2 protein-coding genes are annotated in these 8,545 nt (G+C 50.3%); both read left to right on the forward strand.

Annotation, left to right across the window (positions count from 1 at the left end; genetic code table 11):
• The first annotated feature begins 664 nt into the window (after window positions 1-664).
• Window positions 665-7,147 carry a LamG-like jellyroll fold domain-containing protein gene (locus tag FVR03_RS18045; RefSeq protein ID WP_147923170.1) on the forward strand — a complete coding sequence of 2,161 codons (6,483 nt, stop codon included), beginning with the start codon at window positions 665-667 and terminating at the stop codon, window positions 7,145-7,147.
• A 585-nt stretch (window positions 7,148-7,732) separates the two neighbouring features.
• Window positions 7,733-8,521 (forward strand): polysaccharide biosynthesis/export family protein, encoded by a 789-nt coding sequence (locus FVR03_RS18050; RefSeq protein WP_147923171.1) that lies wholly within the window; start codon window positions 7,733-7,735, stop codon window positions 8,519-8,521.
• The last annotated feature ends 24 nt before the right edge of the window (window positions 8,522-8,545 follow it).

Raw genomic sequence — 8,545 nt, forward strand, 5'->3', positions numbered from 1 at the left:
AATCCTTTCTACTGGCTTTAGGTCCATACGTGCTACGTCAGGTTGTACAGGAGCTAAAGGTAGTATATTTTCAATTTTACCAGAAGAATACCCTCTTGCTTCCTGGCGTTCTGCACATTACAATTCAGGAGCCTGAAAAGTTGTTTTGTGAACAAGCTACATATAAAGTAAATGGTGGCCGCTGCCAAAATAATTCCTCCCCTGCCACAAAACTAGTCTCCTCTCTCTTTACCCTTGGCTTAAAAACCCTTCTGACACCTTTGGAAGGCCATATTCATTAGAATAATTGCATCGGCTTACTTGCCCCCAAAATAGATAAGGCATAGCATCTGCAAACAAAATATTTTGCCGGCAGCACATATAATTTGTTTGCTACCTGGTTTAGCGGCAAGTTCGTTTTAGCTCCTCTTAATAGTAGCCTGTCACTACAATACCTAACCCGCTTACCTGAATTAAAGCATCATTAACAGGCCACATACATTAATTTACAAATTTAATTGATTTTTTTATAGTTTATGCAAACACAATACAACTTTTTATACTAATTTTAATATAACGAATTACTCCCTGTAAGTATAGTGTCTTCTCAAGCGTCTTTCAGATACTATTCTTTAAACTTCTGAGCACAAAAGTTTTAATCTGTGAAACAACTTAATTTTTTATAATGAGAAGAAGTATACTGTCGCTGGCATGTATAATATTATTTGCCCTTCCCACGCTTGCACAACAAACCATAATTCCATTTAAATCAGCATGGAAATACCTGGATAATGGCACAAACCAGGGCACCGCCTGGCGCGCTCCCTCCTTTAACGACGCCTCCTGGCAGAGCGGCAACGGCAAGCTGGGTTATGGCATTACTGACGCTGCCACGGTGGTAAGCTTTGGCCCCAGTTCCAGCAAAAAGTACATCACTACTTATTTTCGTAAGAGCATTACCATTCAGGATGCCTCCGTTTATAGTAGTATATCAGGTAAGTTAAACCGAGACGATGGTGCCATTGTTTACATAAACGGTGTGGAAGTACTGCGCGATAATTTGCCATCCGGTACAATTACCCATACCACCAAAGCAAGTGGTGGCTCCGGCGGCGATGATGGTTTAACACCGTTAACGTTCAGTATCTCCCCTTCTGTTTTGGTGAACGGCGCCAACGTTATAGCCGTAGAAATTCACCAGGCCAACCAAACCAGCTCCGACATTGCCTTCGACCTGGAGCTGACCGGAGTAGTTACCTCTACGCCACCTGCAGATACTACTCCCCCAACAGTAACTACTATCTTACGCCAGCAGCCCCTGGTGCAAATAACAGCCGCCTCCTCCCTCACCTTCCGCGTGACCTTTTCAGAAGGAGTAACAGGTGTAGATGCCAACGATTTTATTCTGACGCGCCTGAGCGGCTCCACAACTACCGGAAGTCTTGTAGTAGCTACTGTAGGTACTGGCGGCAGCACCTACGATGTGACCGTGGCGGGTGTATCCGGCAGTGGCGTTATCAGACTCGACCTGAAGAGCAGCGGCACCGGCATCACGGATGCAGCCGGTAACCCCATCAGTGGCGGCTATACCGGCGGCCAGACCTACACCATCGAGCAGGAGCCCGTGGACCAGACGCCGCCTGCAGTTGTGAGCATCAACCGCTTCTCGCCCACCAGCCAGACCACCTCCTCTTCCCAACTTATTTACCAGGTGGCTTTCTCGGAAGGCGTAACGGGCGTAGACCCGACAGACTTCACCCTTACCGTCCTCTCCGGCTCTGCAACAGGCGAGCTGGCGGCTAATGCCGTGGCGGCAGCAGGCACAGGCGGAGCAGCCTACAACGTAACGCTCACCGCTGTGAGCGGAGAAGGCACCCTGCGCCTAGACCTGAAGGGCAGCGGCACCGGCATCACGGATGCCGCCGGCAACACCATCAGCGGTGGCTATACCGATGGCCAGACCTACACCATTGAGCAGGAGCCCGCAGACCAGACACCGCCCACACTCACAGCGGTTACTCTGGCATCGAGCAACCCCAACCCGGCTTTGGCCAAGCCCGGCGATGTAGTCACCCTCAGCTTCACCGCCTCCGAGGCCATCGCAGCGCCAACGGTCACCGTCGCCTCGCATGCCGTCACAGCCACGGCAGCTGGCACCAACGCCTTCACCGCCTCCTACACCCTCACGGCAGCAGATGCCGCAGGGGCCGTGCCTTTCACCATAGACTTCGCTGACCTGGCTGGCAACACGGGCACCCGCGTAACCGCCACCACAAACGCCAGCTCCGTTACCTTCGACAAGATTGCTCCAAGCATAACTGCTATCGCGCGGCAACAACCCATAGAACAGACAACCAGCGCCTCCTCCCTTACCTTCAGAGTGGCTTTTTCGGAAGCTGTTACGGGCCTGGACGCAGCTGATTTCACCCTGACGCAGGTAAGCGGCTCCTTTACCACAGGCGCTGTTTCAGTGGCAGGCAGCGGCAGCTCCTACGATGTGACCGTGGCGGGTGTAACCGGCAGTGGCGTTATCAGGCTCGACCTGAAGAGCAGCGGCACCGGCATAGCAGATGCAGCCGGTAACCCCATCAGTGTCGGCTACACCGGCGGCCAGACGTATACTGTTCAATCCACACAACAACCTCCTGGTGGCACCGTTACATTTGTTGCCTTTAAATCAGCCTGGAAATACCTGGATAATGGCTCGAACCAAGGTACTGCATGGCGCGCTGTCTCGTTTAACGATGCCTCCTGGGCAAGCGGCAACGGAAAGTTCGGCTATGGTATACCAGATGCTGCTACAGTTGTGAGTTTTGGCTCGAACTCCAGCAAAAAACACTTAACCACTTACTTCCGCAAAAGTATTACAGTCCAAAACGCATCGTCCCTCACTTCCTGCACGGGTAAAGTGAACCGCGACGATGGCGTGGTTATTTATATAAATGGCGTGGAAGTTTTACGAAATAACATGCCTACCGGCACGATCACGTATACCACCAAAGCAAGTTCAGGCTCAGGGGGTGATGATGGCTTCACACCGATAAATTTCACCTTCAACCCATCGGTATTAGTAAATGGCACCAATGTAATTGCCGTAGAAATTCACCAGGCAAATCAAACCAGTTCCGACATCGCCTTTGATCTTGAATTGACAGGAGAAGGCACAACAACACCAGTAGACCACACACCGCCCACACTCATAGCCGTGGCCCTGGCATCGAACAACCCCAACCCGGCTTTGGCCAAGCCCGGTGATGTAGTCACCCTCAGCTTCACCGCCTCTGAGGCCATCGCAGCGCCAACGGTCACCGTCGCCTCGCATGCCGTCACAGCCACGGCAGCTGGCACCAATGCCTTCACCGCCTCCTACACCCTCACGGCAGCAGATGCCGCAGGGGCCGTGCCTTTCACCATCGACTTCGCCGATGTGGCTGGCAACACAGGCACCCGCGTAACCGCCACCACAAACGCCAGCGCAGTTGTGTTCGACAAGATTGCTCCAACTGTAACTGCTATCGCGCGGCAACAACCCATAGAACAGACAACCAGCGCCTCCTCCCTTACCTTCAGAGTGGCTTTTTCGGAAGCTGTTACGGGCCTGGACGCAGCTGATTTCACCCTGACGCAGGCAAGCGGCTCCTTTACCACAGGCGCTGTTTCAGTGACAGGCAGCAGCAGCTCCTACGATATAACCGTGGCGGGCGTAACCGGCAGTGGCGTTATCAGGCTCGACCTGAAGAGCAGCGGCACCGGCATAGCAGATGCAGCCGGCAACCCTATCAGTGGCGGCTACACCGGCGGTCAGACGTATACCATCGAGCAGGAGCCCGTGGACCAGACACCGCCCGCAGTTGTGAGCATCAATCGCTTCTCGCCCACCAGCCAGACCACCTCCTCTTCCCAACTTGTTTACCAGGTGGCATTCTCGGAAGGCGTAACGGGCGTAGACCCGACAGACTTCACCCTCACCGTCCTCTCCGGTTCTGCAACAGGCGAGCTGGCAGCTAATGCCGTGGAGGAAGTGGGCGCAGGCGGCGCTGCTTACAATGTTACACTTACCGCTGTGGGAGGGGAAGGCACCCTGCGCCTCGACCTGAAGGGCAGCGGCACCGGCATCACGGATGCCGCCGGCAATACCATCAGTGGCGGCTACACCGGCGGCCAGACCTACACCATTGAGCAGGAGCCCGCAGACCAGACACCGCCCACACTCACAGCGGTTACTCTGGCATCGAGCAACCCCAACCCGGCTTTGGCCAAGCCCGGCGATGTGGTCACCCTCAGCTTCACCGCCTCTGAGGCCATCGTAGCGCCAACGGTCACCATCGCCTCACATGCCGTCATAGCCACGGCAGCTGGCACCAACGCCTTCACCGCCTCCTACACCCTCACGGCAGCAGATGCCGCAGGGGCCGTGCCTTTCACCATAGACTTCGCTGACCTGGCGGGGAACGCAGGAAACCGCGTCACCTCAACTACCAACGACAGCACTATAGTTTTTGATAATGCGCTGCCAGTGGTTACGGCCATGGTGAGGCAATTGCCTACTGCTGAAAATACCAGTGCCTCCTCACTTACCTTCCGTGTTACCTTCTCCGAAAATGTGGCAAACGTGGATGCCAACGATTTTACAGCCACTATTCTGAGCGGCTCCTTTACTACCGGTGCCATATCAGTAACGGATTTAAACAGTGCTGTTTACGATGTGACTGTGGCTGGCGTAACAGGCAACGGCACCCTGCGCCTCGACCTGAAGAGCAGCGGCACCGGCATTACAGACTTGGCCGGCAACACCATTAGCGGTGGCTATACCGGCGGCCACACCTATAGTATTTCGCAACTACTACCTGGTAACGGGTTCACAACCATCATCAATTTAGCTCCAATCACAATATCAACGAACACTGGCGAAAAACCACAATCTAAGGTTTGGACACATGCGGGGCAACACTGGGCTGTTTTACCAAACTCCTCCGGCACTTACCTCTGGCGCCTGGACGGGACCAACTGGACGAGCATTTTACGACTTTCTACCAGAACCTCTACAAAAGCTGATTGCAAGGAAGTTGGTAATATTGCGCACATTTTACTTTACCAGGGCTCTAATTCGCAAATGGTTTCAATAGAATATGTGCCTGCTCTCAACACCTACCAACTCTGGTCCAGAAGAACTTCAACAGTGGGGCTAACATTCGAATCTGGTGTAGAAACAGCTACCATAGATATTGATGGCACAGGCAGAATGTGGCTGGCAGCAGCAGGAGTGAGCGACATAAAGGTAAGGTGGAGCGATTCTCCATACCACGTCTGGAGTGCGCCCATTACCATAGCTACCGGTGTAGACGACGATGATATATGTGCTGTAATAGCAATGCCTGGCAAAATAGGGGTTTTATGGTCGAACCAGACAACGAGGAGGTTTGGCTTTAAAACGCATGCCGATGGTGCTGCTCCTGCCACCTGGTCTAATGACGAGGTACCTGGCGACGGGTCTGCCCTTAACATTGGCAGTGGCATGGCAGACGACCATATGAACCTGGCTATCTCTAGTGATGGTACCCTTTACTGCGCTGTAAAAACCAGCTACAATAGGTCTGGTTACCCTGAGTTAGGTTTACTGGTGCGCCGCCCAAGTGGTATCTGGGATAATTTTTATGAAATATCCGGGGCAGGCACACGACCTGTTGTTATTTTAAACGAGAATACGGGTATGATCCGGGTAGCGTATACGATATCAGATTCCGGAGGCGATATTTTGTACAAGGAGTCTTCTGCTGGCACCATTTCTTTTAGTGCCGCTATGCCGCTTATAACTGGCGGAGTTTACAATAACTCGACTACCACAAAGCAAACAGTAAGGTCGGAAGCTGTTATCCTGGCCTCTGGTAACACACAGGCGGTAGGTGTGCTGGTTCGGGATGGACTTGCGCCCTCTGCGCCGGTTGTACCAATGTTAATTTCGCCAGTAAGCGAATCTGCTAACGTGGCTGTTTCTCCTGACTTAAGCTGGACCACCTCGCAGCACGCTGGTGCTTACCAGGCTCAGGTCTCGATAAATAGTACCTTTGCCACCACCGTGTTCGATCAGGCTGATATTGCTACTTCTACAGTAAGAGCAACAGGGCTGGCCCCACATACAACTTATTACTGGCGCGTGAGGGCGGCAAACCAGGTTGGAACCAGCAACTGGTCCTCAACCTCCAGTTTTACAACGACTATACCTACAGGCCACCTGGTAGGGCATTGGCAAGCAGAAGAAGACGGAGCCTTGCTTTTCGATAATTCGAACTATGGCAACAATGCCATTATACATGGTAATGCACAACGGGTTGCAGGCCTACTGGGGCAAGCGCTAAGCTTTAACGGCACCGACCAGTATGCATCTGTTGCCAGCAACTCCTCTTTAGACATTACGGAGGCCATAACGCTAGCCGCCTGGATAAAACCAGAAAAGGCCATAACCCAATATGTGCTCAAGAAAGCCATAAGTGGTATCACCGATGGGTATGAATTGTCGCTGGCCAGCAACGGACAGGTATTTTTTAGAATTAACCAAGTTTCTTCCGGCGATGATTTCAGGGTGAGCTCTACGGCACTGCACCCAACCGACGGAAATACCTGGATGCATGTTGCGGCCACCTATGATGGTTCAGTTGCTAAAATTTATATAGACGGTGTGGAAGATAATGTTATGAGTTTCGGCACTGCCCTTGCCACTAATTCGCTGAATCTGGCCATAGGAGCAGAGAGCAACGGCACCAGACCATTAAAGGGGGCAATAGACGATGTTCGGATTTATAACATTGCCCTTAGCGCAGCCGATATTAGCGCTTTGGCAATAGTACCCACTTCCGGAGCTTTTACTGCAGGGCGAGCTACTCAACAGCTCAAAGCAGTACCAGCTACCGCAAACGAGCTGCTGGCCTATCCTAACCCGTTTAAATCTGTAACAACCCTGCATTTTGCCTTACCAACAGATAGCGACTACGTGGTAAATTTGTATGATAGCAAAGGAGCACAACTAAAAACACTTCAGGAAGGCCAGGCCACAGCAGGGCAGGAACAAGTAGTTGAGGTAGATGGTACCAACCTGCCAGATGGCCTCTACATTGTGCGGCTGCAAAGCTCCACTGGCACAAAGTCGGTTAAACTGCTACTGACCAAGTAGACACTGTAAAATAAATGATATGGGGATTGGCTGGAGCAAATTATTTAAATGAAAATAGCCTTCCAAAGGTATTTTGACTTATAGAGGGTCAAGGCTATTTTCAGGCTTAATAACTAAATGAGCTACAGCAACGGCAACCCTTTGCCGCTCTTACTTAATAAAGTACTCGGAAGGGTAATTTCATTAGAATAATTATTTCTCACCTGGAAAGGGCCTGTCGTGCTGCTAAAAATACCGTTGCTTAAACGAGTATTATTTGGCAGGCGATAGGTTCTTTTAGAGGAACAGATCTTGGGTCTGGGCAAACTTTTAATCCTGTCCTTTGATAACAGATAGCTTTATGTATAACACTTGTACTACTATTTTTCTTCTGGCAAACTTAACTACCATAAGAGTATTTTTTATATATTTTTTTTAACTACTCTAAGCTAACAAAATACCACCTGCTTAGCTTAAACATCAAACATATACACTATCGAATACGTAAAATCACTAAAAAATTATTTATTTATATTATTTATTGTTATTTTCTAAAAAATAACTAAATTAAGTTCTTATATCTCACCCTCTAGCATGTTTAACTATATGAAGGCTGTTCAATCTTTAGTTTTAGCCGTTGCTATACTTTTTTCTTTCACGGTTACATCCTGCACCAATACGCGGCAAGCAGTATATTTCAATAACATTCAGGAGTCGGAATATTTAGACAAGGCAGAGAGTTTAGAGCCGGTTATTCAGGCAAACGACCTGCTGAGCATAACAGTGAGCAGCATGAACCCGGCTGCCTCTGAAATTTTTAATGTCTCGAGTACCACTAATGCCCGTAACGCCAGTGCCACAAACTCCATATCGCAGGTGGCAGGTTACCTGGTAGATCCGGATGGTTATATTCAGTTCCCGTTCCTGGGACGGGTTAAGGCTGCCGGCCTTAACAAAAAAGACTTTCAGAATGCTATAAAAGACGAAATATCGCAACGGAAACTGTTAATAGACCCTATTATTGACGTGCGTTACCTGAACTACAAAGTATCGGTATTGGGTGAGGTGGCACGACCAGCCGTACTAACCGTGCCTAATGAAAAACTGACATTGCTCGAAGCTCTGGGCCTGGCAGGAGACTTAACCATATATGCCAAGCGCGACAACATCTTACTGATACGGGAAGAGGGTGGCAAGAAAAAACTAACCAGAATAGATCTGACAACAGACGCTTTGTTTACCTCGCCTTATTATTACCTGAAGTCGAACGACATTATATATGTGGAGCCAAATAAAACTAAAATTGCCGGGGCAGGCGCTACCAGGCAGTGGCTGCCTCTGGTGCTGAGCAGCCTTACATTAGTTGTGGTGAGTATCGATCGTTTAAGCAGATAACATTTTACAGCAATGACTAAAAAT

This window comes from Pontibacter qinzhouensis (assembly GCF_008017455.1).
GTDB lineage: Bacteria > Bacteroidota > Bacteroidia > Cytophagales > Hymenobacteraceae > Pontibacter > Pontibacter qinzhouensis.

Coding starts and splice junctions, on each gene's coding strand:
- FVR03_RS18045 (WP_147923170.1), top strand. CDS start 665: ATGAGAAGAAGTATACTGTCGCTGGCATGTATAATATTATTTGCCCTT.
- FVR03_RS18050 (WP_147923171.1), top strand. CDS start 7,733: ATGAAGGCTGTTCAATCTTTAGTTTTAGCCGTTGCTATACTTTTTTCT.